Raw genomic sequence first — 25,989 nt, forward strand, 5'->3', positions numbered from 1 at the left:
CCCCCGCGCGCATCTCTCTGTCCGCCTGTCTTTGCGCGGTCTCCCGGCGCCGATGCCCGCCGGCTTAATCCCAACGTAACCTGCCCCCACGTACCGTCCTTGCGCTGGAGCGCGGCCGGTTCGCGCCGCGCCGGGGAGGTTCGTGATGTTTCGCCGCTGCGCCGTCTTCCTTGCCGTCGCCCTGTGCCTCGCCGCCCCGTGCCTGGCCTCTTCGCCCGCCCGCGCGGGCAATGGCGGCGCGGCGGAAGGTGCGGTGATCGGCGGGCTCACCGGCGCGATCCTCGGCGGGGCGCTGATCGGCACCGGCACCGGCGTGCTGCTCGGCGGCGCCATCGGGGCGAGCGCCGGCGCGGTAATCGGGCGCAATCGTGGCCCGCAGGGTTACTATTACGTCCGCCGCGGCAACTGCCATTACCGCTACCCGAACGGGCGCGTGGTCCGCGTCAGCTATGATTATTGCTACTGAACGGTAGCCCTGTCAGCCGCTGAAAAGCTGGCATTTTCTCGCCAGGAAACTCATCGCAGTTTCGCCGTATATGGGGCGGAAGTGTGGCGATTTTTGCCGTCTAAAAGCCATATTCCTCGCCAATCTGAACGTGCACGGATTTGACCGAAGGACTGCGCCGCCCGCGGGCGCACAGGTTTTCGCACAAGCCGTCTGCCGGCGGGCGTCATCCGGCGTTCGCCGCTAAAAATCCTGGTCTCCTAAGGTTTCTTTCTATGGCTGATACCGGCACCGTTAAGTGGTTCAACGAGCAGAAGGGCTACGGCTTCATCCAGCCGGATGGCTCGGGCAAGGACGTGTTCGTCCACATCAGCGCCGTGCAGCGCTCGGGCCTGCAGGGCCTGCGCGAGGGCGAGAAGGTCTCCTTCGAGCTGCAGACGGACCAGCGTTCGGGCAAGACCTCGGCGGTGAACCTGCGCCCGCTCTGAGCGGTCCGGGAGTAACGGGCGGCGCGCCGCCTGTTTAGACGAGATCTGAATGTCGCCGTCTTGTCGCCTGGTGCGGGCGAGGCGGCGACATTTGCCGGCTAAAGCGGCTTTCCGCGACGGCACCGGCCCTTGCATTGGCGCGCATTCGCGCTAGTCTTCATGCCAGATTTTGGCTGGACTCTGGGCCGTTTCACCTTGGCGTTGCCGGGTGCACGTTCAGCTTTTCTTCCAAATTCGACCCAGCGGCAGGTGCTACGCGCCTGCTGAATGTGCAACCTCGATGACGTGAGACTACCCTGATGTCTACCCAGACCGGCACCGTGAAGTGGTTCAACGACCAGAAGGGCTACGGCTTCATCCAGCCTGATGGCGCGGGCAAGGACGTGTTCGTCCATATCAGCGCGGTTCAGCGCTCGGGCCTGCAGGGCCTGCGCGACGGCGAGAAGGTTTCCTTCGAGCTGCAGACCGACCAGCGTTCGGGCAAGACCTCCGCGGTCAACCTGCGCGTGGGCTGATACGCCTCCGGGTCGCACCAGGCGTCCCGCATGAAGCCGCCGCTCCCGCCGGAGCGGCGGCTTTTTTGTGCCGGCGGGGGCGCGCGCCCGCAGCTCCCCAGACCGACGTTAGGGCAGCCGTCCTTCCGTGCAAGCAATTGAAATTTATGATGATTTACCCTTGGTCATGCCGTTCCGGCATTCATCGATCTGTGATTTGCGAGGACTAGGAGGCGGGTGGTTTCTCCCTTGAGAGGACAATTCCCATGCCTGCCATCACCTCCCGTCTCACGCTCGGTATCCTGTTCGCTCTGGCCGGTACGGCCTGCGCCCAGGCCGGCGATTACCCGCTCTCCTCGGTTCCCGGGCCGATCGCTCCGATGGACGGCTACTCGGCGCCGAATGTCCTGTCCCGCGAATTGATGGCGGCCGTCGTGGCCTCCGGCGACATGGCGCTCGATGGCGCCACCGAGATCGTGCGCTTCTACGGCTATCAGGGCCACGAGCCCTTCGCCCCCAAAATGGGCGACATGCAGAGCCCGACCCATAATGTCGAGGCGACGAAGACCGAGCCGGACAAGAACACCTATCTGGTGCTCGCCGGCCAGACCGGGGCGGACCCGGCCTATGATTACGGCACGCATTTCCTTTTCCAGGGCCACGAGAGCGCCATCACCGTGGACGGAAAACCGCAGGGTTACATCACCCGCATCAATCTCGACGCGGATGCCGCCCATCGGGTGACGCTGCTCGCCGCGCGCGATGTCGACGGCCAGCCGCTCCAGATGTTCGACGGCTCGACCTGGAACCCCTTCACCCGCCAGCTCCTGTTCACGGCGGAGGAAGGCAAGGTCGGCGGCGTGTGGCTCTCGACCGTCGATTACCCCGCCAAGGTGGTGACGCTGCACGGCGTGTTCGGCCACGCCGCCTATGAGGGCGTGCAGGTCGACCGCAACGGCACCATCTGGCTGGTCGAGGATGAGGGCGGCAAGACCTCGAAGACGATCACCAAGGCCAAGCAGCCCAATTCCTTCGTCTACCGGCTGGTGCCGAAGGATGCCGGCGATCTGTCGAAGGGCGGCAGGCTGGAGGCGCTTCAATACAGCGCGCCGGACGGCACGCCGGTGAGCTTCCACCCCGATGATATGGACGGTGACATCACCGCGCCGGGGCTGAAGGCGCTGCACAGCTACGGCACCACGCTGAAGGCGAAGTGGATCGTGATCCACGATACCGATCGCGACGGCACCGAGCCCTTCGATGCCAATGCGGCGGCCAAGAAAGCCGGCGCCTCACCGTTCAAGCGTCCCGAGAACGGCGTGTTCCGGCCGGGCACGAACTTCACCGAGTTCTACTTCACGGAGACCGGCGACACCAATGCCAAGAGCGCGGCGGGCCGGGAGCAGGGGGGCTTCGGGGCGCTGCTGAAGATCAAGCAGGCGAGCGCCGATGCCAACGAGGCCGAACTGTCCATGGTCTTTCTGGGCGACGTGGCCCATACCGGCCTCGACAATATCAGCTTCTGGAACGCCCATCAGGTGGCGGTGGTCGAGGATGCCGGCGACACGCTGCACGCTCAGCGCAGCGCCCTCGACAGCGGCTATCTGATCGACGTGACCGCCGATTACGCCAAGGGCGCCGTGCCGCTGCGCTTCCTGGCCGAGGGCCGCGATCTCGCCGCGACCATCGACGCCGATCTTGCCGAGGACGCCGAGCAGACGGCTTATCAGAACGAGGGCGACAACGAGATCACCGGCATCCATGTCTCCGATGGCGATGCCTCGGTGGCCGGGCTGTTCGGGACCAAGGCTCCGACGCCCTTCGCCAATGGCTGGCGGGTCTTCTTCACCCAGCAGCACGGGTTGAACCAGACCTGGGAAATCCTGCCGAAGAACTGAGTGTTCTCATGGCCTCATGCGAAGGGCGCCCGTTGCGCGGGCGCCCTTCTTGCATTCCAGGCCGTGTCAGAACCGCACGACCAGATTGACCTGGAAGGCGTTCACGGTCGCGGTGTCGGCGAACTGGCCGATATAGGCGGCGCCGATCCGCGTGCTGGCGTTCACCACCAGGTCGAGCCCGGCTTCCACCAGCGCCGTGTTCTCGGCGAGCGGCAGGCCGGAGACGGTGAAGGAGGCCGCCGGCAGCGCGGAAAGCGCGAGCTGCGAGGTCGGCGTGGTGTCGCCGAAGGCATATTGCCAGGCGATCGCGCCATGGGGCGCCAGCACCGTGCCGTTGTCGAGCGTCACGGTGGTGGCCGCCCGCAGACCCAGCGTGCTGTAGCCGACATCCTGCGAGGCCGAGTCCGCCGTCAGCCCGGCGGAGGTCGCCCCGCTTTCGGTGAAGCTGTCCGTGTTCAGGTGAACCCAGGCAAGGCCGGCATAGGGCTCCAGCGCCAGACTGTTCCAGATGAGGCCGTAGCCGACCTCGCCGAAGATCTGCGTCGTGCCGCCATTATAGTCGGCATTGGCGGTCTCGGCGAAGCCGGGGAAGGCGATGGTGCGGTCGGCGCTGACGTCGTTGAAGGCGTAGGTGGCGCCGAGGCGCAGCTTCACCTTGCCATAGCTGGTGCCGGCATAGAGGCCGAGCAGCAGCGAATTGACCGTGCTGGAGGCGTTGAGGTCGTCGACCGTGCTGCTCGACTGCGAATAGCCCAGCGCGCCGCCGACCCGCCAGTCGCCCCAGGCGACGTCGGCGCCGGAGATGACGCCGCCAATGGAGGAATCCGCGGCAGCGGTGTTGCTGGTGCCCTCATAATTGGTCCAGCCGCCGAAGCCCTCGGCCCAGAAGACCGGCCCGTCCGTCGTTGCGACGACCGGTGGCGGGGCCTTGGTGGCATAGGCGAGCGCCTCGGCGGCGGTGGCTGGCGGGGCCCCCGTGCTGCCGGGCTGGACGGTCCTCGGGCCGCCAAAGGCGAGGGCGGCGGACGGGCCTTCCGCGCCGACATAGGCGTTCTGCCGCAGCCGCCCGAGCAGCGATTGCCGGCTGTAATAGCCATCCGAGATCATCACCGACTGCTCGCTGGCATAGGGCTGGCCCGACAGCGCGTCCAGCGCCGCCGGAACCTGCGCCGCCGTGAGGTCGTAGAACGGCGCGAGGCCGGCCGGCAGCAGGCCGATGGCGGCGCCCGGCACATTGTTGAGCGCGCTGTCGATGGCGGCGCCGACCGCGCTCTGGTTGGCGGAAAGGCCGGGGAGGTTGGCAAGACCGGAGGCGACATTGAGCGTCACATCGGTCGCGCCATAACCCAGCCCCGCCGTGAAGAAGGAGGGCAGCCCGGCGGTGTCGAGGCTGGCGAAGCTGCCGGTGACGCCGCCGCTGGCGGTGACGATGGTGTAGCTCTTGAGCAGCGACTGCGTGCCGGTGAAGCTCGCCGCCAGCGTGCCGTTGAGCCGTGCCGCGCCGTCCACGGCGAGAAGGTCGCTGGTCGCACCATCAACCCGCAGCGCCAGCGTGCCGGTCGAGGTCTGCGCGAACACGCCGGCGATCTGCTGCGTGGTGCCCGCGCCCGCTGCGCTGATGCCGAGCCAGCCGCTATTCTCGAAACGGCCCTGCGCGAGCGGCAGGAACGCCACCTGGCCGTCGATAATGCCTGTATTCACCACCATCGTGCCTTCGGCGTCCGTGGCGGTGGTGACGGCGTAGCTGCCCGGCGCGGCGGTGATGGTGCCGGTGTTCAGCAGCGTGCCGTCGAGCCCGCCCATTTCCACACCGGAGGCACCGGCGCCGGTCACGGTGATCGTGCCGTTATTGGTGACGACGCCATAGGTGTCGGCATGGATGCCGACGGCATTGGCGCCGCTGACGGTGATGGTGCTGTCATTGACGATGTCGTCGCCGCTGATGCCGGTGATCCCCGTCGCGCCGTCGACCGAGACCGTCAGCGCGCTGGTGTTGCGGATGGGATCGTAGACGCCGGGCACGGTGACGAAATAGTTCAGCATCGTGCCATTGGCGTCGAAGTAGAAGCCGACGGCGTTGCCGGCATAGATCGAGTCGATGGAGGTGGTGAGCGATCCCGGCACGTCCAGCTCGATCCATTCCGTCGAGCCGTCGGGGTTGATGTGGAGGATCGCGGCGTGCAGGCCGCCCTGCGCGTCGATCCAGTCGCTGGCGAGATTGTAGGAGCCGTTGCGCCCGCCGCCGGTGATGCCCTGGAAATGGGTGGCGATGGCGCCGGGGTGGTCGTAGGTGGTCCAGGTATCGGTGGTGATGTCATAGAGGAAACCGTGCTGGGCGTTCAGCCCGCCCGAATCCGTGTAGCCGCCGATGACCTTGTCGCCATAGATGCCGTAAGCGGTGGTGACGACGGCGCCGGGACCGCTGAGCTGCGTGTAGCTCTTCGTGACCATATTATAGAGAAAGGCGCCGCCTTCACCTTCCGACGTGTCGAAGCTGCCGACGACATTATTGCCGAAGGTGCTGTGCGGGATGGTGTTGATGACCGTCAGCCCCGGTGCGGAGGGCATGAAAATGTCGGTGTACTGCGCGCCCGGCGCGGCGGCGGCGTCATAGATATAGCCGGTGTCGCCGGAGGACGAGGTCAGCTTGTAGGAGCCTACCAGCCGGAAGACGCCGCCATCGGGCGAGCCGAAGGTCGGGCCATAGGGGGAGGCGCTGTAGACGCCGGGATAATTCACCCCATTGGCCGTGGCGGTCGGAATAGCGATCCAGCTCTGCGTATCCGTGCGGTAGAGAATCCCGCCCGATGCCCCGTTGCCGTCCGGGATGAGGTAGTTGCCGACGATATTGGCGCCGCGAATACCGGTAAAATTCGCCTCGGCGACAGGATAATTGAGGTTGATATAGTCAAGAGTGCTATCGGCCTGCGCGGTCTGAATGCCGAGCGGTAGCAAAATCCAGGCGCAACTAGCCATTAGCCGCCCGCGGTGGCGACTTTTTGTAGATGTCACGATGTATCCCCCAGCCCATCGGGCGAGGGAGAACTATAGAAGTCTGGAATAGTGAGGTAAGTCGGTCGACGGGATGCGACCAAAAAAAGTCAGTCAGTTATCCTGACCTACTGCGCGCGGGCCTGTGGGCATGCGGGCCGTCTTTCGCGGCTGTCGCGACCGGTTGGGAGCGTCGGTCTTGCGCACGTCAGCGCGGGGGTGCGGTCTCTCCCGCGCCATCGCGCTGGCGCTCCAGCAGCACCATGTCCCGCCCGCCATAGCTCGCCCCGGCGAAGCGGGTGAAGCCGAGCGTGCCCGCGATATGCAGCGAGGCGGCGTGGCTCTCCTCGATCATCGCGGTGAGGCGCCGTGTGGGGTGATGCGCATCCGCCCAGCCGAGCACGGCCGTCATCGCCTCGCGCGCATAGCCCTTGCCATGGGCGGCGCCGGCGAACACCCAGCCGGCCTCCATCGTCCCCTCCAGCGAGGGGGAGAGGGCGCGGCGGAAATCGTGAAACCCGGCCTCGCCGATAAAGGCGCCGGTGGCGCGCTCTTCAACCGCGAAATGGCCGAAGCCGAGAAACTGCCACAGGCCCGGATGGCGCAGGAACCGGTTCCACGCCACCTCGCGCGAAAATCCCTGCCCGCCAATGAACCGCACCACCGCCGGCTCCGCCCACATGGCCGCATACGCGTCGAAGTCGTCCAGCCGGTGCGGGCGCAGGATGAGGCGGGGCGTGGTGAGGGTGGGGGGCGTCATGGTCGGTTCCGTTCGTGGCGTCGCAAACGAAAACGGCCGGGGGTGAACCCGGCCGTTTCTGTGTCGGTTAAGCCGAAGCCTCAGCTGCAGCCGGTCGTCGAGCCGCAGGTCTCGCACTTCAGGCAGGTGCCGTTGCGCACCATGGTGAAGTTCTGGCACTCGGGGCAGGACTCGCCCTCATAGCCCTTGGCGCGGGCGATGGCGCGGGCTTCCGACTTGCTCGGGCCAGCGGCAGCGGCGGGGGCCGCGGCCGGGGTGGCCCAGGGCAGGGCGTCGGTGGCGCCGAGCGCCTCGTCTTCCTCGATCTCCGGCTCCGCCTTGAGGGCGGTCGCGCCCTGAACGGCACCGCGCAGGGCGGTGACGTTCGAGGTCGCCTGCGCGGAAGCCGGGGTCACGGTGGAGCCGGCCGGCACCACCATCAGCCCGACCGAGCGGCCGCGCGTCAGGCCCTTGGAGACCATGCGCGAGGCCGGGGTAACGCCGGGCGCCGCCTTGCCTTCGTCCACGCCCTTGCCGAGCGCGTCGAAGTTCGACTCGCTGTGATCGACATGGCCGAGGTCGTTGCGGGCGAGATAGGACACGGCCAGCTCGCGGAAGATGTAGTCGAGGATCGAGGTCGCGTACTTGATCGTGTCGTTGCCCTGCACCGGGCCGGCGGGCTCGAAGCGGGTGAAGGTGAAGGCGTCGACATACTCCTCCAGCGGCACGCCGTACTGGAGACCCAGCGACACCGAGATGGCGAAGTTGTTGATGAAGGAGCGCAGCGCCGCGCCTTCCTTGTGCATGTCGATGAAGATCTCGCCGAGGCGGCCATCATCATATTCGCCGGTGCGCAGATAGACCTTGTGGCCGCCGACGACCGCCTTCTGGGTGTAGCCCTTGCGGCGATCGGGCATCTTCTCGCGGTCGCGGATGGCGACCACGCGCTCGATGACCTTCTCGACGATCTTCTCGGTGATCTGCGTGGCGCGCGCGGCGGCGGGCTTCTCCAGCAGGGCCTCGAGCGCGTCCTCCTCGTCATCCTCGTCAGAGACGAGCTGCGAGTTGAGCGGCTGGGAGAGCTTGGAGCCGTCGCGGTAGAGCGCGTTGGCCTTCAGCGCCAGGCGCCAGGACAGCATGTAGGCCTGCTTGCAGTCCTCCACCGTCGCGTCGTTCGGCATGTTGATGGTCTTGGAGATCGCGCCCGAGAGGAAGGGCTGCGCCGCCGCCATCATCAGGATGTGGCTTTCGACCGAGAGGTAGCGCTTGCCGATGCGCCCGCACGGATTGGCGCAGTCGAACACCGGGTAGTGCTCGACCTTGAGGAAGGGCGCGCCCTCCAGGGTCATGGCACCGCAGACATGGATGTTCGCGGCCTCGATGTCCTTCTTCGAGAAGCCGAGGAAGGTCAGCAGGTCGAAGGCGGGATCGATCAGCTTGTCGGCGGGTACGCCGAGCTTGGCCAGCGCCTCGTCGCCGAGCGTCCAGCGGTTGAAGACGAACTTGATGTCGAAGGCGCTCTTCACGCTGCCATCGACCTTGGCGAGCATCGCGTCGTCAAAGCCCTTGGCGCGCAGCGAGCCATGGTTGATGGCCGGCGCCTGGGTGATCGAGCCATGGCCGACGGCATAGGCTTCGATCTCGGCGAGCTGGCTCTCGGAATAGCCAAGCGTGCGCAGCGCCTCCGGCACGGCGCGGTTGATGATCTTGAAGTAGCCGCCGCCGGCCAGCTTCTTGAACTTCACCAGCGCGAAGTCGGGCTCGATGCCGGTGGTGTCGCAATCCATGACGAGGCCGATCGTGCCGGTGGGCGCGAGCAGCGTGGTCTGGGCATTACGGTAGCCATGGGCCTCGCCGAGGGCAATCGCCTGGTCCCAGGTCGCCTTGGCGCGCTCGATGAGGATCGGCTCCGGCACCTTGGCGTGGTCGAGCGGCACGGGGTTGGTGTTCAGCCCCTCATAGCCACCCTTCTCGCCATAAGCGGCGCGGCGGTGGTTGCGCATCACGCGCAGCATCTCGGTCGCGTTGGGCTTGTAGCCTGCAAACGGGCCGAGCTCCTTGGCCATCTCGGCCGAGGTGGCATAGGCGACGCCGGTCATGATCGCGGTGAGGGCGCCGCAATAGGCGCGGGCCTCGTCCGAGTCATAGGGGATGCCGGAGGTCATCAGCAGGCCGCCAATATTGGCGTAGCCGAGGCCGAGGGTGCGGTACTCGTAGGAGAGCTTGGCGATCTCCTTCGAGGGGAACTGCGCCATCAGGATCGAGATTTCGAGCACCACGGTCCACAGGCGGCAGGCGTGCTCATAGCTCGCCACGTCGAAGGTGCCGTCGGCGTTGCGGAACTGCAGCAGGTTCAGCGAGGCGAGATTGCACGCCGTGTCGTCGAGGAACATGTACTCGGAGCACGGGTTGGACGCGCGGATCGGGCCGGCGGCCGGGCAGGTGTGCCAGTCATTGATGGTGGTGTGGAACTGGATGCCCGGATCGGCGCAGGCCCAGGCGGCGTGGCCGATCTTCTCCCAAAGCTCGGCGGCCTTGAGAGTCTTCGTCACCTTGCCGGTGATGCGCGAGGTGAGGTTCCAGTCGCCATCGGCCTCGACCGCGGTGAGGAAGTCGTCATCGACCCGCACCGAATTGTTCGAGTTCTGGCCGGAGACGGTGAGATACGCCTCGGAATCCCAATCCGTGTCGTAGATCGGGAAGTCGATGTCGGTGTAGCCCTGCTTGGCGAACTGGATGACGCGGTGAATGTAGTTCTCCGGCACCAGCGCCTTCTTGGCGGCGCGGATCTCGCGCTTCAGCGCCGGGTTCTTCTCCGGGTCGTAGCAATCGCCATTGTCGCCCTCGCAGTTCACGCAGGCCTTCATCACGGCCTTCATGTGCTTGGCGACGATCTTGGAGCCGGTGACGAGAGCAGCGACCTTCTGCTCCTCCTTCACCTTCCAGTCGACATAGGTCTCGATGTCCGGGTGATCGACGTCGACCACGACCATCTTGGCGGCGCGGCGGGTGGTGCCGCCCGACTTGATGGCGCCGGCGGCGCGATCGCCGATCTTCAGGAACGACATGAGGCCGGAGGAGCGGCCGCCGCCGGAGAGCTTCTCGCCCTCGCCGCGCAGCGCCGAGAAGTTGGAGCCGGTGCCCGAGCCATACTTGAACAGGCGCGCCTCGCGCACCCACAGATCCATGATGCCGCCCTCATTCACGAGGTCGTCGCCCACGGACTGGATGAAGCAGGCATGCGGCTGCGGGTGCTCGTAGGAGGACTTCGAGCGGGTCAGCTTGCCGGTGACATAATCGACGTAGAAATGGCCCTGGCTGGGGCCGTCAATGCCATAGGCCCAGTGCAGGCCGGTGTTGAACCACTGCGGCGAGTTGGGCGCGGCCATCTGCATGGCCAGCATGTAGCGGTGCTCGTCGAAGAAGGCCTGGGCGTCGACTTCCGAATCGAAATAGCCGCCCTTCCAGCCCCAATAGGTCCAGGTGCCGGCGAGGCGGTCGAAGACCTGCCGCGCGTCGATCTCGCCGATATAGCGCTCCTTCTCGGGGAGGCCGCCGAGGGCCTTCTCATCGGCCGCGCCGCGCCAGAGGAAGGAGGGGACGGTCTCCTCCTCGACCTTCTTCAGCCGCGCGGGGACGCCGGCCTTGCGGAAATACTTCTGCGCGAGAATGTCGGTGGCGACCTGCGAGAAGTGCTCGGGCACGTCGATGCCTTCGAGGCGGAACACCACCGACCCGTCGGGATTGCGAATTTCGCTCGTCGCCTTGCGGAACGCCATGGAAGCGTAAGGTGACTGGCCGGCCTTGGTGTAGCGGCGCTCGATGCGCATGATCGTCGTCCCCGGTTCGCGGTGCGCCCCGTCCGGCGCACTCGAATATGAATTGGCTCGAATCTCCGTCCGAGCGCGTCCCCGTCAGTCCCTCACGAAAACAACCGCCGCTGGCGCCTATCGTTTCCGTGTTCCAAAGCCCGGACATGCGTTGTCGGCTCTCGGCCAGAAGACCGAAATCGCAACGCATCAGGCTTGGATTTGCCCCCGGGTCGTCGGCTTGCCGCCGCAGTCGGGGACGAAACGCAACCTGTACGACTCTACGTGTGACGTCAAGAGATAGTGGGCACTCGTAAACAAAGCCCTACATCTCGTATGTGGTGTGTGCGCACCCGCACTTCCACCCATTAGTGGTCTATGACGCGCGGATTCGCGCCGAGAGTCCAGACGCAAGGCGTCCTCCCGGCCGGTGGACAGCGGGGAAGACGGGCATGGATCTCACCCGCGGCCAATAAGCGGTGGGCGGCGCTTTGTGACAGGTCATTGGGGCCGCCGCCACGAAGGACGATCTGTCCACAATTACGTGAGGCGCACGCTCTCACGCGGGCGCGCGAGGGCGCGTTCAGGTGGGTTAGGTGCCCGCAAGGCTTGCCCGCGCTGGACACCGGGCGGTCCGGGTGGCATGTTCCGCCCCATCTTCCAGCCGGCGCAGGGACGATTTCCGTGAAGCTTTCCGACTTCCTCACCGAGACCTTCACCTGGTGGAACGGCCAGACCATGGGCACGCGTTTCCATACGTGGCGCCACGGTGAATTCGTCGGCACCGATGAGCAGGGCAACAAGTACTACCGGACCAAGGGCGGCAAGATCGACCCAGCGCTGGGCTTCGAGCGCCGCTGGGTGATCTTCAACGGCCCCGCCGAGGCGACCGCCATTCCGCCGGGCTGGCACGCCTGGATGCACCAGCGCAGCGATGTCCCGCCCTCGCAGGAAACCTATGTCGCGCGCGAGTGGGAAAAGCCGCACCGCGCCAACCCGACCGGCACCCCGGCGGCCTATCGCCCGGCCGGCTCCACTGTCGGCTTCGGCCACCGCCCCGCCGTCACCGGCGACTACAAGGCGTGGACGCCCGAGTGAACCGTCGCGGGTGAGCCTGTCCTGTTCCGGTCTCCGCACCGGCTTTCGCGCGGGCCCGCCCCGACATCGCCGCATTGCCCCGCATCTTGACGCGAGGCGCGCGCCCCGGCCGGCGCGCGATTTCCGAGGCCTTGCGATGCTTTCCGCCCCGATGCGTATCCTCCTTCTCGCCACTGCGGCATCGCTCGCGCTGAGCGCGCCGCTGGCTGCCCAGCAGAGCTGGCAGGGCGGGGTGGAATCGCAGCCGCTCGCCCCGCCGCCCGGCGCGGTGACCAATCCCGATTCGCCTCCGCCCGGCGGCGCCGGCGTGCCCTCCATCATGGCCCCGCCCGAAGGCGGCGAGGTGCGCCAGCCCGCCCCGGCCCAGCCGGACGTGCCCGGCCAGGCGACGGTCGGCCCGAGCGGCGACATTGAGGTGGTGCAGCCCCCGGCTGAGAAGGTGGTGAACAAGACCGCCGTGTTCTCCGGCCTCGACAAGATCACCGGCCGCATCATCTCCTTCGACGTGGCGGTGAACGAGACCGTGCAGTTCGGCGCGCTGCGCATCACCCCGCGCGCCTGCTACACGCGGCCGGTGACCGAGTCACAGAACACCACCGGCTTCGTCCAGGTTCAGGAGATCACGCTGGACGGGAAGGTGCAGCCGCTGTTCAGTGGCTGGATGTTCGCCTCCAGCCCCGGCCTGCACGGCGTCGAGCACCCGATCTATGATGTGTGGCTGACCGACTGCAAGCAGACAGCGCCGGTGATCGCCTCGCCCGGCGGCCAGCAGTAGAAATCACCCTCGCCTTCCAGCGCCTGCGTCAGCAGCCGGTGATAGTGCCGGCGCGTGACCTCGATCGCGCCGAAGCTGCGCAGATGATCGGTCACGAACTGCGTGTCGAGCAGGGTGAAGCCGCCCTTGCGCAGCCGCGCCACCAGATGCACCAGCGCCACCTTCGAGGCATCGCGCGCGGTGTGGAACATGCTCTCGCCGAAGAAGGCCCGGCCGAGCCGCACCCCGTAGAGCCCGCCGACCAGCACGCCATTCTCCCACGTTTCGACCGAGTGGCAGTGGCCGCGCTCATAGAGGTCGCAATAGAGCTTGCGGATGCGCCGGTTGATCCAGGTCGAGCCGCGCCCGTCCGCCGGGGCAGCGCAGCCATCGATCACCGCCTCGAAGTCGTAGTCGATACGCACCTCGAAGCGATCGGAGCGCACGGTGCGGGCGAGGCGGCTGGAAATGGCGAAATCGTCGAGCGGGATGACGCCGCGCCGCTCCGGCTCGATCCAGTAGAGGCCGGGATCGTCGGCGCTCTCGGCCATGGGGAAGATGCCGCAGGCATAGGCCTTCAGCAGGACTTCGGGCGTGATCTCGACCTGATGTTCGCGCGGGCGTGACATGACGCCAGAATGACGGAGATGGACGGCGCTGTGAAGGCGCCGGCGCCCGCGACCGCTCACAATCGGCTCAGCGATTGGGGAAGCGGCGGCCGCAAAAGAAATAGCCGGGACGAGCCCGGCCATGATGGTCGTGTGCAGGCGGTGTCGCCCGGCTCAGGAGCCCGGCTCGCCAGCGGCCAGGAAGTGCTCCAGCCAGTGAATGTCATAGGCGCCGCGCTTGATGTCGGGGTTCTCGACCAGCTCGCGGAACAGCGGCAGCGTGGTCTCGATGCCCTCCACCACGAACTCGTTGAGCGCCCGGCGCAGGCGGTTGAGGCATTCCTCGCGCGACTTGGCGTGGACGATCAGCTTGCCGATCATGCTGTCGTAATAGGGCGGGATCGAATAGCCCTGATAGACCGCCGAATCGACGCGCACCCCGAGCCCGCCCGGCGTGTGCCAGTAGGAGATCTTGCCCGGCGAGGGGCGGAAGGTGCGCGGGTGCTCGGCATTCACGCGGCACTCGATGGCGTGGCCGTTCAGCACCACATCTTCCTGCCGGATGCCGAGCGGCTGGCCGGCGGCGACGCGGATCTGCTCGGCGATCAGGTCGATGCCGGTGATCGCCTCGGTCACCGGATGCTCCACCTGGATGCGGGTGTTCATCTCGATGAAGTAGAACTCGCCATTCTCGTACAGGAACTCGATGGTGCCCGCGCCGAGATACTTCATGTCGCGCATCGCCTGGGCGACGGTCTCGCCTATGCGGGCGCGCTGCTCGGCGGTGATGGTCGGGGAGGGGGCTTCCTCCCACACCTTCTGATGCCGGCGCTGCAGCGAGCAGTCACGCTCGCCGAGATGGATGGCGTTGCCCTGGCCGTCGCCGAGCACCTGGATCTCGATGTGGCGGGGCGTGCCGAGATACTTCTCGATATAGACCGCGTCGTCGCCGAAGGCGGCACGGGCTTCCGAGCGGGCCTGGGAGAGCGCGGAGGACAGCTCGTCCGGGGCGCGGGCGACCTTCATGCCACGCCCGCCACCGCCAGCGGCGGCCTTGATGAGCACGGGGAAGCCGATTTCCTCGGCGACGCGGGCCGCCTCGTCATCCGAGGTGATGCCGCCTTCCGAGCCGGGCACGCAGGGGATGCCGAGCTTCTTGGCGGTCCGCTTGGCCTCGATCTTGTCGCCCATGATACGGATATGCTCGGGCTTGGGCCCGATGAAGGCGACGCCGTGGTCGATCAGGATCTCGGCGAAACGCGCATTTTCCGACAGGAAGCCGTAGCCCGGATGCACCGCCTCGGCGCCCGTGATCTCGCAGGCGGCGAGCAAAGCGGGGATGTTGAGGTAGCTGTCCTTGGCGGGCGGCGGGCCGATGCAGACGCTCTCATCGGCGAGCTTCACATGCATGGCGTCGGCGTCGGCGGTGGAGTGCACCGCCACGGTGGCGATGCCGAGCTCCTTGCAGGCGCGAAGCACCCGGAGCGCGATCTCGCCGCGATTGGCGATGAGAATCTTGCCGAACATCAGGCGCTCCTCACTCGATGATCACGAGCGGCTCGCCATATTCGACCGGCTGCGCGTTATCCACGAGAATGCGGGTGACAGTGCCCGCGCGCGGCGCGGGAATGGCGTTCATCGTCTTCATCGCCTCGACGATGAGGAGGGTCTGGCCTTCCTTCACCACCGAGCCGACCTCGATGAAGTAGCGGGCGCCCGGCTCCGGGCCGAGATAGGCGGTGCCGACCATCGGCGAGGGCACGACGCCGGGATGCTTGGCCGGATCGTCGCTCACCGCTGCGACAGGCGCGGCGGCGGCAACCGAAGCCGCGGCAACAGGCGCAGCGGCGACGGCCACCGGCGCGGGCGCGGCATACACGGTCGGCGCGGCGCGCACGACGCGGATACGCAGATCCTCGTGCTGGACTTCGATCTCCGTGAGGTCGCTCTCGGAGAGGAGGTTGGCGATCTCGCGCACCAGCGCGGGGTCGATGTTCGGCTTGTTGGTTTTCATCATGATCCCGTGACGGTCGCCCCGTCCCCCTCAGTTCACGCGGGCGGCGGCCAGCGCGTCTATGGCGAGCCGGTAGCCGTCGATCCCTAGGCCGCAGATCACCCCACGGGCGACCGGCGAAATATAGGAATGATGGCGGAAGGCTTCGCGCGCGAAGACGTTGGACAAGTGGACTTCGACGACATTGAGGCCGACGGCCTTGATGGCGTCCCCAAGGGCGACGGAAGTGTGGGTATAGGCGGCGGCATTGAGCACGACGCCGAGGCTCCCGCGCGCTTCCTGCAGCCAGGTGACCAACTCGCCCTCATGGTTGGTCTGGCGGAACACGAGGCCGAGCCCGTGTCGATCGCAGGCGGCGCGGCAGGCGGCTTCGACATCCGCCAGCGTCGCACGGCCATACACCTCCGGCTCGCGCGTGCCGAGCAGGTTCAGGTTCGGTCCGTTCAGGACGTGGACGGTGTCCGTCATCGCGCCTCAAAGAGCCAGGTTCCGCCCGGCGCGTGCCGGGCAGCCGCGGGGTTATAGGCAAAGCCCGCGTGAACGCCAAGCCCCGGCGCGCATGCGGGCGCAGTAACCCCCAGCGGCGAATCGCGCCGTGGGGGCCGCTGTCGTGGCCGGCGGCCGGCAATGGGGCCGTTCACCAGCTCCACGCGCCCGCCTGATTGGGCTCAGCACTGGGTCTTGCCGCAGCTCCGCACGGAATCCACGGCGCTCTTGATCTGGTCGTGGCCGACCGCGCCGACGATCACCGCGTCGCCCACTACATAGGAGGGCGTGCCGTCGATGCCGAGCGCATCGGCGACCTGAAGGTTCTCCTGCAGCGTGGCGTTGACCTCGGGGTTGGCCAGCGCCTTCTCCAGCGCCGCCTTGTCGATGCCGACCGCCGTGGCGGCCTCCAGCGCCTTGGCCTTGTTGGCCTGACCGCGCTCGCTCAGCAGCTTCTCGTGGAAGGCATAGTACTTGTCCGGCGCGGTGAGGCGTACGGCGACGGCGACCTGCGCGGCCTCCACCGAGCCGGGTCCGAGCACCGGGAATTCCTTCAGCACGACCTTGAGCTTGGGGTCGCCCTTCATGAGCTGCTGCATGTCGGCCAGCGCCCGGCGGCAATAGCCGCAATTGTAATCGAAGAACTCGACCAGCGTGACGTCGCCCGTGGGGTTGCCAATGACCACGCCGCGCGGGGAATCGAACACCAGGGGCTTCATGGTGGTGAGCGCCTGCTGGCGCTGGTTCGACTCCTGCGCCGCCTGGCGCTTCTGCAGCTCCATGATGGCTTCCTGGATCACCTCGGGATTCTTGATCAGGTACTCCCGGATGACGCCTTCGAATTCCTTGCGCTGCGCGTCGTCGAGCGCCGCGGCCGGAGCGACGCCCATGCCGATCGCGAGGCTCGCGACAAGGCTCGCGGCAATGAGCCTGCGGCCGGCGCGGCTAAGAAGGGTGAGCGGCATGTGTCTCTCCGTTACGGTGTTGGCTTGCGCCGCATGGCTTCTTGCGGCGGCTTGAAATTGAGGATGTCGTCGGCCTTCAGCCAGCCGGGCGAGCCGAGCGGGAACTTGGTCTTGGCCCGCGTCGCCAGTTCGCGCGCCAGCCTGTACTCGCCGCTGAGCAGGGCGGACTGGGCGGAGGCGAGGTCGGCATTGGGGTAGTCGCCGCGCTGGCCATAGGCCATGGCGAGGTAGCGCCAGCCGATCGGCGAGGAGGGCTCGCGCTGCAGGCCGAAATTGAGCTCGCGCACCGCCTCGTCCATCAGGCTCTTGTCGTTGGTGGCGATCAGCGCCTGGCCGAGCAGCATGCGGATGAGCGGGTTGCCGTCGGACAGCTCGACCGCGCGGCGCAGCGGGCCGATGGCGTCGCGCCCGCGGCCGGCTTCCAGATAGGCCTGGCCCTTGATCTCATAGAAATAGGGGTTGCGCGGCTGCTCGGCGATGAGCGCGTCGATCTGGCGGATCGCGTCGTTGATGTTGCCATAGCGATAGGCCGAGATCGCCCGCGCATAGCGCGCCGGCAGCGTGTTGCCCTGCGGGCCGTAGATGCGCGCCACGCCGTCCGGCGTCTGGGTGTAGCCGACCAGCTTGGCCCGCATCATGTCGTGGCGGGCCTGCAGCTCCGGCGGATCCTTGACGTCGAAATAGGGGCTCTTATGCGCGAGGTCTTCCAGCACCGCGATGCGTTCGGCCGCCATGGGATGGCTGATCGCGTAGGGGTCGATTCGCTGGCTGATGAACATCTGGTCGTTCTGCAGCCGCTCGAAGGTCTTCAGCATCCCCGCCGGCGACTGCTTGGTCGCGTTGAGATAGCTGAGGGCCGAGCGGTCGGCGGCCTGCTCCTCGCTGCGCTGATAGGCCAGCAGCGAGCGCCGCACGATCTCCTGCGGCATCGTCATCGCGCCCGCGCCGGCGGTGCCGCCTATATTGGAGCCGGTGGACACGCCTGCCGCCATGCCGCCCGCGGCGAGCAGCATGCCGACAATGGCGGCGGTCTGCGCGTTTTCGATCTGCTGGCGCATGCGCGCGAGGTGGCCGCCGGCGATGTGGCCGGTCTCATGGGCGAGAACGCCGATGACCTCGTTCGGCGTCGCCGACTGTTTGAGCGTGCCGGTGTTGATGAAGATGCGCTTGCCGTCGGCCACGAAGGCGTTGAACGAATCGTCGCCGATCAGGACGACCTGGATGTTCTGCTGCGTGAGCCCCGCCACCTTGAAGATCGGGCGGGTGTAATCGCGCATCAGCGTCTCGATCTCCGCGTCGCGGATGATCGTTGGGTTGCGCTTGGATTGCGCCAGCGCCGGCTGCATGTCGAGCGCGCCAACGGCGAGAAAGCCAAGGCCGGTCGCCAGCCCGCGCAGCAGGCCACGCCCACCCGAGCGGTGGGCCAAACGGCGACCACGGCCAGCGGGACGGTGCGTCAGCCGAAGCGAGGGGTTGTCAAGGCGCAGCAGAGGCATCATCCATCGAACGCAGCAATGTGCGGGCGACCTGACGCTGTCGTGACGACAGGGTCAAGTCATCCGCGGATCATCTTCCATTGAACGTAGCCCGAGACCAGCCGGAGATTGCGGCGCGGATACGGCGGAACGGCAAGGTTGAGCAACATGACCGCATCACGCGCCACCTCTCCCGTGGACGCCGCCATCCTCCTTGCCGGCGCCTCGCGGCGCAGCGACATCGCGCCCTTCATCGTCATGGACGTGATGGAGCGGGCGGCGCGCATCGAGGCCGAGGGCGGGCGGGTCATCCATATGGAGGTCGGCCAGCCCGCCGCGCCGGCCCCGCACACCGCCCGCGAGGCGGCAAAGCGCGCGCTGGAGCATGGGCGCATCGGCTACACCACCGCGCTCGGCCTGCCGGGGCTGCGCGCCCGCATCGCCCGCCATTATGGCGAGACCTATGGGCTCGATCTCGACCCGGCGCGCGTCGTCGTGACGACGGGGTCGTCAGCCGGGTTCCTGCTCGCCTTCCTCTCGATGTTCGAAGCGGGCGACCGGGTGGCGATCGCCAATCCCGGCTATCCGCCCTATCGCCATATCCTGACGGCGCTCGGCTGCGAGCCGGTGCTGATCGAGACGGATGCCGCCTCGCGCTGGGTCATCACGCCCGAGGCGCTGCGCGCCGCCCATGCCCGCACGCCGCTCAAGGGCATTCTGGTGGCGAGCCCGGCCAACCCGACTGGCACGATGATGCGCCCGGAGGCGCTCGCCGAGCTGATCGCCACCGCCGAAAGCCTCGGCATCCGCTTCATTTCGGACGAGATCTATCACGGGCTGGACTATGCCTTCCCGGCCGCCACGGCGGCGGCGATCAGCCCTGAGGCGGCGATCATCCATTCCTTCTCGAAATATTTCTGCATGACCGGCTGGCGGGTCGGCTGGATGGTGATGCCGGCGCCGCTGGTGCGCGCGGTAGAGCGGTTGCAGCAGAACCTGATGATCTCCGTGCCCACCCTCTCGCAGATAGCCGCCGAGGCGGCCTTTGACGGCGCGGCCGAGATGGAGGCGGTCAAGCACGGCTATGAGGAGAACCGGCTGATCCTGACGCAGGGCCTGCCCAAGGCCGGGCTGCCGGAGTTCCTCCCCGTGGACGGTGCGTTCTATCTCTATGCCGACGTGTCGCGCTTTACCGACGATTCCGCCGCCTTCGCCCGGCGCCTTCTCGATGAGGCGCATGTGGCGGCGACGCCCGGCGTCGATTTCGACCCGCATCGCGGCCACCATTATCTGCGACTCTCCTATGCCGGCGCGCCGGCCGAGATGGCCGAGGCGGTGGAGCGGATCGGCGATTTCCTGCGGCGCGGCTGAGCCCGGTCAGCGCGTCTCGATCCCCGCATCATAGGCCTGCTGCGCGGCGGCGATGGCGGGCATGTGCGTCTCCGCCCAGCGCGTCAGCGCCTCCACCGGCTCGCGCAGCGTCGCCGCCAGCGGGGTGAGGGCGTATTCCACCGTCACCGGCACGGTGGGATAGACGGTGCGCGTCACCAGCCCGTCGCGCTCCAGCTTCTTCAGCGTCTGCGACAGCACCTTTTGCGAGATGCCCTTGATGTCGCGCTTGAGCTGGTTGAAGCGCAGCGGCCCGTCGGTCAGCCGCAGCATGAGCAGCAGCGCCCATTTGTCGGCGAGCCGATCCAGCACCAGCCGCGTCGGGCAGCGGTCCTCATAGACGTCGAAACGCGGGTTGGCGACGTTCATCGTGGCTCCGATCGGCCGGGACGGTTACCCAACGGCCACCTTGTGACCTGAAAGTGCTCTCTTTTGCCGCTGTATGGAAGGAAGTATGTCTCCAAACGATACATGGTTTCCGTTCTATACTAAGGAGAGTGAAGATGACAGGCAAGGTTCTCGTGCTCGGCGCGACCGGCACGGTCGGGCGGCCGCTGGTGGCGGCGCTGCTGGCCAAGGGCGTGGCGGTCAAGGCGGCCTCGCGCAGTGGCAAGGCCGTGGCGGGCGCGGAAGGCGTGGTGTTCGACTATGCCAACCCGGCCACCTTCGGCCCCGCCTTTGAGGGCGTCGATCGGCTCTATCTGCTGCTGGCGAGCGGCAATACCGCGACGACCGAGCTTCTCCTGCCGGTGGTTGAGGCGGCGGTGGCGCGCAAGGTGAAGATCGTCTTCCAGAGCGTTTTCGGCGTCGATGCCGATGATTCGATCCCGTACCGCCAGGTCGAGATCGCCATCGAGAAATCCGGCGTGCCTTATGTGCTGCTGCGGCCGAACTGGTTCACCGACAACTTCATCACCTACTGGAAGCCGGGCATCGACCATGCCGGCGTCATCGCCGTGCCGGCGGGCGAGGGGAAGTCCAGCTTCATCGACGCGCGCGACATTGCCGCCAGCGCGGCGGCGGCGCTGACCAGCACAGACTTTGACGGCAAGGCGTTCAACCTCACCGGCCCGGCGGCGCTGGGCTATGGCGAGGCGGCGGCGATCCTCAGCGCGGTTCTCGGCAAGCCGGTCGCCTATCAGGCGGTGGACGATGCCACCTTCATCGGCATCCTCACCGGGGCGGGCGTGGCGCAGGACTATGCCACCTTCCTCGCCTCGATCTTCTACCCGGTGCGCGAAGGCTGGACCGCGCTGGTGACCGATGATGTGGCCACCCTTACCGGCGTCGCCCCGCGCAGCGTCGCGCAATGGGCCGACGACAACGCCGCCGCGCTGCGCGCCTGAGCGCGCTGCGCCCGGAGGCTTCAACCCTGAAACGAAAAACGGCGCCGTGAGGCGCCGTTTTGCTTGGTGCGACGGGGAGCCGTCAGGCTCACTCGCCGAAGATCTTGCGCTGCCACCAGCCGGTGCGGCGCGGACGGTCCGGCTCAGGGGCGGCGGGAGCTGTCTCGACCGGCGCGGTCTCGGCCGGGGCCGTCTCAACGGCGGCCTCGCTGGAGGCCTCCACCGACGCGATTTCCGGGGCGGGCGCGTCCGTGGCCGCCTCGGTGGCGGGCGTCTCCGGCGTCACCGCCACGCTTTCCTCGGTCACGACGACCGGGGCGGGTTCGCGTACAGTCGAGCGGCGACGGCGCGGCTTGGCTTCGGTTGCCTTGACCGGCGCGGCCTCGACGGGAGTCTCGGCCGCTGCTTCCGAAGTTGCCTCGGCAGCAGCCTCGGTCGTCGCCTCGACCGCCGTGCTCTCGGCCGCAGCGTCCGCCTCGGTCTTGGCACCACGGGTGCGACGACCACCACGACGACCGCGACGCGGCTTGGCGTCCTCGGCAGCCGGCTCCTCGGCCGCAACCTCGTCGCTGGCGACGGGCGCCGCCTCAGTGGTCTCGGCCTGGACATCGCTGGCAACCGGCGCGTCAGTCGCAAACTCGGCGACCGTCTCGATCACGGCGGTCTCGGTCGCCTCGGTCACGTTGTCCGTGCCCGACTCGCCCTCGTCGCCATTATCGTCGCCATCGTCCTCGAACTCGGCGCCGGCCGTCTCCTGCCCGCCATTCTCGCTGGAGCGATGACCGTTCTCGCCATTCTGGCCGCCACGCCGACGACGCCGACGACGACGGCGACGCTTGTTGCCCTCGGCCGTGGCGGCATCGCCATTGGCTTCGGCCGTCGCAGCGGCAGGACGGGGTTCGCGGGGCTCGCGCGCCTCGCGGGGCTCCTGAACAGCGGTCTCTTCCTCGTCCTCGGGCTCATCGACGGCATCCAGCTCGATGTCTTCGGGTTCGGGGATGATTTCCGCCGGGCGGGGCAGGGGAATCGGGTTCGGCACCGCCTCGCCCTTGTCGATGGCGAAGGGCGTGAGGCCGGTCAGCGTCGGGTCGGCGCTGATGGTGATGGAGACGCCGAAGCGCGCTTCCAGCTCATGCAGATGCCCGCGCTTGTGGTTGAGCACATAGAGCGCGTTCTCCGTCCGGGTGCGGACGATGAGGTTATGGGTGTTGGAGCGCTGGAGAATGTCCTCCGCGGCGCGCAGAAGCTGCAGCGCGACCGAGGGCGAGGAGCGCACATGGCCGGTGCCGCCGCAATGCGGGCAGACCTCGGTGGAGCTTTCCAGCACGCCGGTGCGGATGCGCTGGCGGCTCATCTCCATCAGGCCGAAATGCGAGATGCGGCCAAGCTGGATGCGCGCGCGGTCGTTCTTCAGGCAGTCCTTGAGCTTGCGCTCGACCGCCCGGTTGTTGCGCTTCTCGTCCATGTCGATGAAGTCGATCACGACGAGACCGGCAAGGTCGCGCAGGCGCAGCTGGCGGGCCACCTCTTCGGCGGCTTCAAGGTTGGTCTTGAGCGCCGTGTCCTCGATATTGTGCTCGCGTGTCGAGCGCCCCGAGTTCACGTCGATCGAGACCAGCGCCTCGGTCGGATTGATGACGAGATAGCCGCCGGACTTGAGCTGGACCTGCGGCAGGAACATCGCGTCGAGCTGGCTCTCCACCCCGAAGCGGGTGAAGATCGGCTGCAACTCCTTGTAGGGCTTCACGTTCTTCGCATGGCTCGGCATGAGCATGCGCATGAAGTCCTTGGCCTCGCGATAGCCCTCGTCGCCGGAGACCAGAACCTCGTCGATGTCCTTGTTGTAGAGGTCGCGGATCGAGCGCTTGATCAGCGAGCCTTCCTCATAGACCAGCGAGGGGGCGGTCGAGCCGAGGGTCAGCTCGCGCACATTCTCCCACAGGCGCAGGAGATACTCGAAGTCGCGCTTGATCTCGGTCTTGGTGCGGTTCGCGCCGGCGGTGCGCAGGATGACGCCCATCCCCTCCGGCACGTCGAGATCGGAGGCGACTTCCTTGAGGCGCTTGCGGTCGTCAGCCGAGGTGATCTTGCGCGAAATGCCGCCGCCACGGGCGGTGTTCGGCATCAGCACCGAATAGCGGCCGGCGAGCGACAGATAGGTGGTGAGCGCCGCGCCCTTGTTGCCGCGCTCTTCCTTGACGACCTGCACCAGCATGATCTGCCGGCGCTTGATGACTTCCTGGATCTTGTACTGGCGGGCCCGCACGCGCGGCGCGCCGCGCTCGGGAACTTCCTCCAGCGCGTCGTCGGAACCGACCTGCTCGACGACTTCTTCCTCGCCGGCGATTTCCTCGACCTCGCCGCCGCCTTCGTCATCGGACGAGGCCTGCGCGGAGGGGCGACGGCGGTTGCGGCCGCGCGGCTTTTCCTCGGCGGCGTCCTCGCTGTCGTCGGAAGCGGCTTCGGAGACGGTCTCGTCGCCGCTCGCATCCTTGGCGGCGCCACGGCCACGGCGGACGCGGCCCTTCGGCTTGTCCTCGTTCTCGGCCTCGGCTTCCTTGCGCTGCTGGCGCTCTTCCTCGTCGAGCAGGGCCTGCCGGTCGGCGACCGGGATCTGGTAATAATCGGGATGGATCTCGCTGAAGGCGAGGAAGCCATGCCGGTTGCCGCCATACTCGATGAAGGCGGCCTGCAGGGAAGGTTCTACCCGCGTTACCTTGGCGAGGTAGATGTTGCCGCGCAGCGGCTTGCGGTTGGCGGCCTCGAAGTCGAATTCCTCGACTCGATTGCCGCGCACCACCACAACCCGGGTCTCCTCCGGGTGGGTGGCGTCGATGAGCATCTTGTTGGCCATTGAACTCTCATATGCGGCAACGGCGGCGTCGACGTCCGCTGGGACGCCGGACGGCGGAAGCCGTGCCAGTAAGGACGGACCGAAAACAGGTCGCTGAACAGGAAGGAATAAGGAAATGACGCCGCAATCACGCGGCGCGGACGGCGAAGGCGCAACGCGGCCCGGCGGACATGGCTGCGGTGCAGAAGCCCGCCTGCCATCTGGTCCGCACTTGCCGGCTGACGCGTCATCGTGTGCTGCCGTCCATTCCTCGACCGAACAGGGCAAGCCGCGATCGGGAGCGATCCGGCTCAAGGCACATGGCGGCGGTGTCCGGGGGACAGCGCGCGACGAATGAGCGCGACCGTCCGGCGGCCGGGGCCCGGAAACAACGTCGGCGACAGCGGTACCCGGCGCGCGGAACGTGTTCCGCTGTTCTCGGCCACGCGCCCGCGAAGGGGCCCAATCATGACCGTCGACGGGCAACCCGGATCAGGGACGCCCCGCGCCGTCGGACCGCGTAAGCCGGACGTCCAGCGAGCGACCCGGAATGCGAACCATATGCATGCTCTTAATAGCGGCATGCGTGCCGATTTGGCAAGGATCGTGTCCCAATCGAGTCCGGGCCGCGTCGTCGCCGGCGTGGCCAGCGCGCCACGTCGCGCATCTGTCAGCGCCGCGCCAGCAAGGAAGGGTTAACCAGCCGTTCCTATTTCGGGTAGAAACCCCTGGGAGAGGCGCCCGCTCGCCATATCCCTCACATGATCCTGCCGGAGGCTTCCAGACACGATGAACTGGCGCAAGGCGATGTTCGGGCTTGGATTGTCGGCGGCGCTGCTGGGCGCCGGCGTCGCCTTGCCCGTGGCCGCGCAGGCGCCTGCCGCGAGCGCTGCCGCAAGTCCGGCGGCCAGCACCGAGCCGGCGGTCGCCACCGATGCGCGCCTTGCCGGCGATGGCGAGCGCACGCGCCTCGTCATCGACCTCTCGCGCGCCGTGCCGCTTGGTGCCTTCACCCTGGCGGACCCTTACCGCGTGGTGGTCGACGTGCCCGGCGTGGTCTTCGCCCTGCCGGCGAGCGCGGGGCAGGAGGGGCGCGGACTGGTGAGCGCCTATCGCTTCGGCCTGTTCGCCCCCGGCAAGGCCCGCATCGTCATGGATGTTGCCGCGCCCGTCACTATCGACAAGGCCTTCGTGCTGGAGCCGATGGACGGCCAGCCCGCGCGCCTCGTCATCGACCTCGTGAAGACCGATCGGGCGAGCTTCCTCAAGACCGTCGCCGCGCCGGTGCGTCAGTCGGACCAGGCGCAGGTGCCCCCGGCCGAGGCGGCCGACGCTGGCGACCGGCGCCCGGTCATCGTGATCGACCCCGGCCATGGCGGCATCGATTCCGGTGCGGTGAATGCGGCGCGCGGTGTCACCGAAAAGGATCTCGTGCTTGCCATCGCCCAGCAGCTCAAGGCGAAGCTGGAGCGTTCCGGCAAGTATCGTCCGTTGCTGACGCGCGACAGCGACACCTATGTCGCGCTCGGCCAGCGGGTGCGCTTTGCCCGCGAGAACAATGCGCGGCTGTTCATCTCGCTCCACGCCGATTCGCTCTCGGCGCGCGATGGTGATGCGCGCGGGGCGACCATCTACACGCTCTCCGACCGCGCTTCCGACGCCGAGGCGCAGCGCCTCGCCGATTCGGAGAACAAGGCGGACATGATCGCCGGTCTCGACCTCTCCGAGGAGCCGGCCGACGTTGCCGGCATCCTGTTCGACCTCGCGCAGCGGGAAACGCGGAACTTTTCCGCCCATTTCGCGCGCACGCTGGTCGGCAGCGTCCAGGAGAGCGCGCGGATGCACAAGGCGCCGCTCAAATCGGCGGGTTTCAAGGTGTTGAAGGCGCCCGACGTGCCGTCCGTGCTGTTCGAGCTGGGCTATCTTTCCAGCACGCGCGATCTGGAGCTCATGACATCGGCGGACTGGCAGTCTAGTGTCACCGATGCCATGGTGAGCGCAATCAACGCCTATTTCACGGCTCAGAAGCCATCCGACGGCCCGGCCATGGCGCTGCCGGCCAGCATGGGGCGCCCCCCGGGTGACCCAACGGCCGGCGCCACGCCCTGAACGGTCGCGATACGGCCATAGTTGCCCCCCACAGGGGGCGCGGGCGAC

At 67.4% G+C, this 25,989-nt stretch carries 19 protein-coding genes and 1 pseudogene; 9 read left to right on the plus strand and 11 right to left on the minus strand.

What is annotated here, in order from left to right; translation table 11 throughout:
- The first annotated feature begins 145 nt into the window (after window positions 1-145).
- From AncyloWKF20_RS02730 to AncyloWKF20_RS02745, 4 genes are all read left to right on the plus strand, one after another.
- Entirely contained in the window at window positions 146-466 is a 321-nt protein-coding gene (locus AncyloWKF20_RS02730) for a hypothetical protein (protein WP_279316428.1), read from the plus strand.
- Window positions 467-720: 254 nt separating this feature from the next.
- Window positions 721-933, plus strand: coding sequence for a cold-shock protein (locus AncyloWKF20_RS02735; RefSeq protein WP_213755755.1), 213 nt, complete (start codon window positions 721-723; stop codon window positions 931-933).
- 299 nt (window positions 934-1,232) lie between these two features.
- Complete coding sequence (locus AncyloWKF20_RS02740) at window positions 1,233-1,448, plus strand: cold-shock protein (RefSeq protein ID WP_013165949.1); 216 nt, start codon at window positions 1,233-1,235, stop codon at window positions 1,446-1,448.
- A 245-nt stretch (window positions 1,449-1,693) separates the two neighbouring features.
- Window positions 1,694-3,325: an alkaline phosphatase PhoX gene (locus AncyloWKF20_RS02745; RefSeq protein WP_279316429.1), complete on the plus strand. Its 1,632-nt coding sequence runs from the start codon at window positions 1,694-1,696 to the stop codon at window positions 3,323-3,325.
- Window positions 3,326-3,391: 66 nt separating this feature from the next.
- Here AncyloWKF20_RS02745 and AncyloWKF20_RS02750 read toward each other — a convergent pair whose 3' ends face one another.
- From AncyloWKF20_RS02750 to AncyloWKF20_RS02760, 3 genes are all read right to left on the minus strand, one after another.
- Complete coding sequence (locus tag AncyloWKF20_RS02750) at window positions 3,392-6,301, minus strand: autotransporter outer membrane beta-barrel domain-containing protein (RefSeq protein WP_279316430.1); 2,910 nt, start codon at window positions 6,299-6,301, stop codon at window positions 3,392-3,394.
- Between the two features lie 223 nt (window positions 6,302-6,524).
- The gene (locus AncyloWKF20_RS02755; RefSeq protein ID WP_279316431.1) at window positions 6,525-7,076 is read right to left on the minus strand and encodes a GNAT family N-acetyltransferase; all 552 of its coding nucleotides are present in this window, start codon (window positions 7,074-7,076) and stop codon (window positions 6,525-6,527) included.
- 80 nt (window positions 7,077-7,156) lie between these two features.
- On the minus strand, window positions 7,157-10,885 hold the full coding sequence (locus tag AncyloWKF20_RS02760) for a vitamin B12-dependent ribonucleotide reductase (protein ID WP_279316432.1): 3,729 nt from the start codon (window positions 10,883-10,885) through the stop codon (window positions 7,157-7,159).
- A 663-nt stretch (window positions 10,886-11,548) separates the two neighbouring features.
- On the opposite strand from AncyloWKF20_RS02760, the gene AncyloWKF20_RS02765 reads away from it, so the two are divergent.
- Window positions 11,549-11,962: an NADH:ubiquinone oxidoreductase subunit NDUFA12 gene (locus tag AncyloWKF20_RS02765; protein ID WP_279316433.1), complete on the plus strand. Its 414-nt coding sequence runs from the start codon at window positions 11,549-11,551 to the stop codon at window positions 11,960-11,962.
- Window positions 11,963-12,347: 385 nt separating this feature from the next.
- Window positions 12,348-12,698 (plus strand): annotated as a pseudogene (locus tag AncyloWKF20_RS02770) (DUF2155 domain-containing protein); the annotation flags it as partial.
- On the opposite strand, the gene aat reads toward AncyloWKF20_RS02770, so the two are convergent.
- The 6 genes from aat to AncyloWKF20_RS02800 all read right to left on the minus strand — a co-directional run bounded on the left by aat (window position 12,668) and on the right by AncyloWKF20_RS02800 (window position 18,288).
- Window positions 12,668-13,345: a leucyl/phenylalanyl-tRNA--protein transferase gene (gene aat, locus AncyloWKF20_RS02775; RefSeq protein ID WP_279316434.1), complete on the minus strand. Its 678-nt coding sequence runs from the start codon at window positions 13,343-13,345 to the stop codon at window positions 12,668-12,670. The pseudogene AncyloWKF20_RS02770 and the gene aat overlap by 31 nt on opposite strands.
- A 153-nt stretch (window positions 13,346-13,498) precedes the next feature.
- Window positions 13,499-14,851, minus strand: a complete 1,353-nt coding sequence (gene accC, locus AncyloWKF20_RS02780) for an acetyl-CoA carboxylase biotin carboxylase subunit (RefSeq protein ID WP_279316435.1) — start codon at window positions 14,849-14,851, stop codon at window positions 13,499-13,501.
- 10 nt (window positions 14,852-14,861) lie between these two features.
- Complete coding sequence (gene accB, locus AncyloWKF20_RS02785) at window positions 14,862-15,341, minus strand: acetyl-CoA carboxylase biotin carboxyl carrier protein (protein ID WP_279316436.1); 480 nt, start codon at window positions 15,339-15,341, stop codon at window positions 14,862-14,864.
- 27 nt (window positions 15,342-15,368) lie between these two features.
- Window positions 15,369-15,806 (minus strand): type II 3-dehydroquinate dehydratase, encoded by a 438-nt coding sequence (gene aroQ / locus AncyloWKF20_RS02790; protein ID WP_279316437.1) that lies wholly within the window; start codon window positions 15,804-15,806, stop codon window positions 15,369-15,371.
- A 200-nt stretch (window positions 15,807-16,006) separates the two neighbouring features.
- Complete coding sequence (locus AncyloWKF20_RS02795; RefSeq protein ID WP_279316438.1) at window positions 16,007-16,789, minus strand: DsbA family protein; 783 nt, start codon at window positions 16,787-16,789, stop codon at window positions 16,007-16,009.
- Between the two features lie 11 nt (window positions 16,790-16,800).
- The gene (locus AncyloWKF20_RS02800) at window positions 16,801-18,288 is read right to left on the minus strand and encodes a M48 family metalloprotease (protein ID WP_279316439.1); all 1,488 of its coding nucleotides are present in this window, start codon (window positions 18,286-18,288) and stop codon (window positions 16,801-16,803) included.
- Window positions 18,289-18,432: 144 nt separating this feature from the next.
- Here AncyloWKF20_RS02800 and AncyloWKF20_RS02805 point away from each other — a divergent pair, with 144 nt between their 5' ends.
- Window positions 18,433-19,635 carry an aminotransferase class I/II-fold pyridoxal phosphate-dependent enzyme gene (locus AncyloWKF20_RS02805; RefSeq protein WP_279316440.1) on the plus strand — a complete coding sequence of 401 codons (1,203 nt, stop codon included), beginning with the start codon at window positions 18,433-18,435 and terminating at the stop codon, window positions 19,633-19,635.
- A gap of 6 nt (window positions 19,636-19,641) precedes the next feature.
- Here the strand turns inward: AncyloWKF20_RS02805 and AncyloWKF20_RS02810 are convergent, their stop codons facing one another.
- Window positions 19,642-20,022 carry a helix-turn-helix domain-containing protein gene (locus AncyloWKF20_RS02810; RefSeq protein ID WP_279316441.1) on the minus strand — a complete coding sequence of 127 codons (381 nt, stop codon included), beginning with the start codon at window positions 20,020-20,022 and terminating at the stop codon, window positions 19,642-19,644.
- 134 nt (window positions 20,023-20,156) lie between these two features.
- On the opposite strand from AncyloWKF20_RS02810, the gene AncyloWKF20_RS02815 reads away from it, so the two are divergent.
- Window positions 20,157-20,999 (plus strand): SDR family oxidoreductase, encoded by an 843-nt coding sequence (locus tag AncyloWKF20_RS02815; RefSeq protein ID WP_279316442.1) that lies wholly within the window; start codon window positions 20,157-20,159, stop codon window positions 20,997-20,999.
- Between the two features lie 88 nt (window positions 21,000-21,087).
- On the opposite strand, the gene AncyloWKF20_RS02820 is transcribed toward AncyloWKF20_RS02815, so the two are convergent.
- A complete protein-coding gene (locus tag AncyloWKF20_RS02820; RefSeq protein WP_279316443.1) occupies window positions 21,088-23,853 on the minus strand; it encodes an Rne/Rng family ribonuclease in 2,766 nt (921 codons plus the stop codon).
- 768 nt (window positions 23,854-24,621) lie between these two features.
- Between AncyloWKF20_RS02820 and AncyloWKF20_RS02825 the strand changes: the two genes are divergently transcribed.
- A complete protein-coding gene (locus tag AncyloWKF20_RS02825; protein ID WP_279316444.1) occupies window positions 24,622-25,941 on the plus strand; it encodes an N-acetylmuramoyl-L-alanine amidase in 1,320 nt (439 codons plus the stop codon).
- Window positions 25,942-25,989: the final 48 nt, after the last annotated feature.

It is taken from the genome of Ancylobacter sp. WKF20, from assembly GCF_029760895.1.
GTDB lineage: Bacteria > Pseudomonadota > Alphaproteobacteria > Rhizobiales > Xanthobacteraceae > Ancylobacter.

Excerpts from the sequence above, each read along its gene's own strand:
- AncyloWKF20_RS02730 (WP_279316428.1), top strand. The coding sequence starts at position 146 with ATGTTTCGCCGCTGCGCCGTCTTCCTTGCCGTCGCCCTGTGCCTCGCC.
- AncyloWKF20_RS02735 (WP_213755755.1), top strand. The coding sequence starts at position 721 with ATGGCTGATACCGGCACCGTTAAGTGGTTCAACGAGCAGAAGGGCTAC.
- AncyloWKF20_RS02740 (WP_013165949.1), top strand. The coding sequence starts at position 1,233 with ATGTCTACCCAGACCGGCACCGTGAAGTGGTTCAACGACCAGAAGGGC.
- AncyloWKF20_RS02745 (WP_279316429.1), top strand. The coding sequence starts at position 1,694 with ATGCCTGCCATCACCTCCCGTCTCACGCTCGGTATCCTGTTCGCTCTG.
- AncyloWKF20_RS02750 (WP_279316430.1), bottom strand. The coding sequence starts at position 6,301 with ATGGCTAGTTGCGCCTGGATTTTGCTACCGCTCGGCATTCAGACCGCG.
- AncyloWKF20_RS02755 (WP_279316431.1), bottom strand. The coding sequence starts at position 7,076 with ATGACGCCCCCCACCCTCACCACGCCCCGCCTCATCCTGCGCCCGCAC.
- AncyloWKF20_RS02760 (WP_279316432.1), bottom strand. The coding sequence starts at position 10,885 with ATGCGCATCGAGCGCCGCTACACCAAGGCCGGCCAGTCACCTTACGCT.
- aat (WP_279316434.1), bottom strand. The coding sequence starts at position 13,345 with ATGTCACGCCCGCGCGAACATCAGGTCGAGATCACGCCCGAAGTCCTG.
- accC (WP_279316435.1), bottom strand. The coding sequence starts at position 14,851 with ATGTTCGGCAAGATTCTCATCGCCAATCGCGGCGAGATCGCGCTCCGG.
- accB (WP_279316436.1), bottom strand. The coding sequence starts at position 15,341 with ATGATGAAAACCAACAAGCCGAACATCGACCCCGCGCTGGTGCGCGAG.
- aroQ (WP_279316437.1), bottom strand. The coding sequence starts at position 15,806 with ATGACGGACACCGTCCACGTCCTGAACGGACCGAACCTGAACCTGCTC.
- AncyloWKF20_RS02795 (WP_279316438.1), bottom strand. The coding sequence starts at position 16,789 with ATGCCGCTCACCCTTCTTAGCCGCGCCGGCCGCAGGCTCATTGCCGCG.
- AncyloWKF20_RS02800 (WP_279316439.1), bottom strand. The coding sequence starts at position 18,288 with ATGATGCCTCTGCTGCGCCTTGACAACCCCTCGCTTCGGCTGACGCAC.
- AncyloWKF20_RS02805 (WP_279316440.1), top strand. The coding sequence starts at position 18,433 with ATGACCGCATCACGCGCCACCTCTCCCGTGGACGCCGCCATCCTCCTT.
- AncyloWKF20_RS02810 (WP_279316441.1), bottom strand. The coding sequence starts at position 20,022 with ATGAACGTCGCCAACCCGCGTTTCGACGTCTATGAGGACCGCTGCCCG.
- AncyloWKF20_RS02815 (WP_279316442.1), top strand. The coding sequence starts at position 20,157 with ATGACAGGCAAGGTTCTCGTGCTCGGCGCGACCGGCACGGTCGGGCGG.
- AncyloWKF20_RS02820 (WP_279316443.1), bottom strand. The coding sequence starts at position 23,853 with ATGGCCAACAAGATGCTCATCGACGCCACCCACCCGGAGGAGACCCGG.
- AncyloWKF20_RS02825 (WP_279316444.1), top strand. The coding sequence starts at position 24,622 with ATGAACTGGCGCAAGGCGATGTTCGGGCTTGGATTGTCGGCGGCGCTG.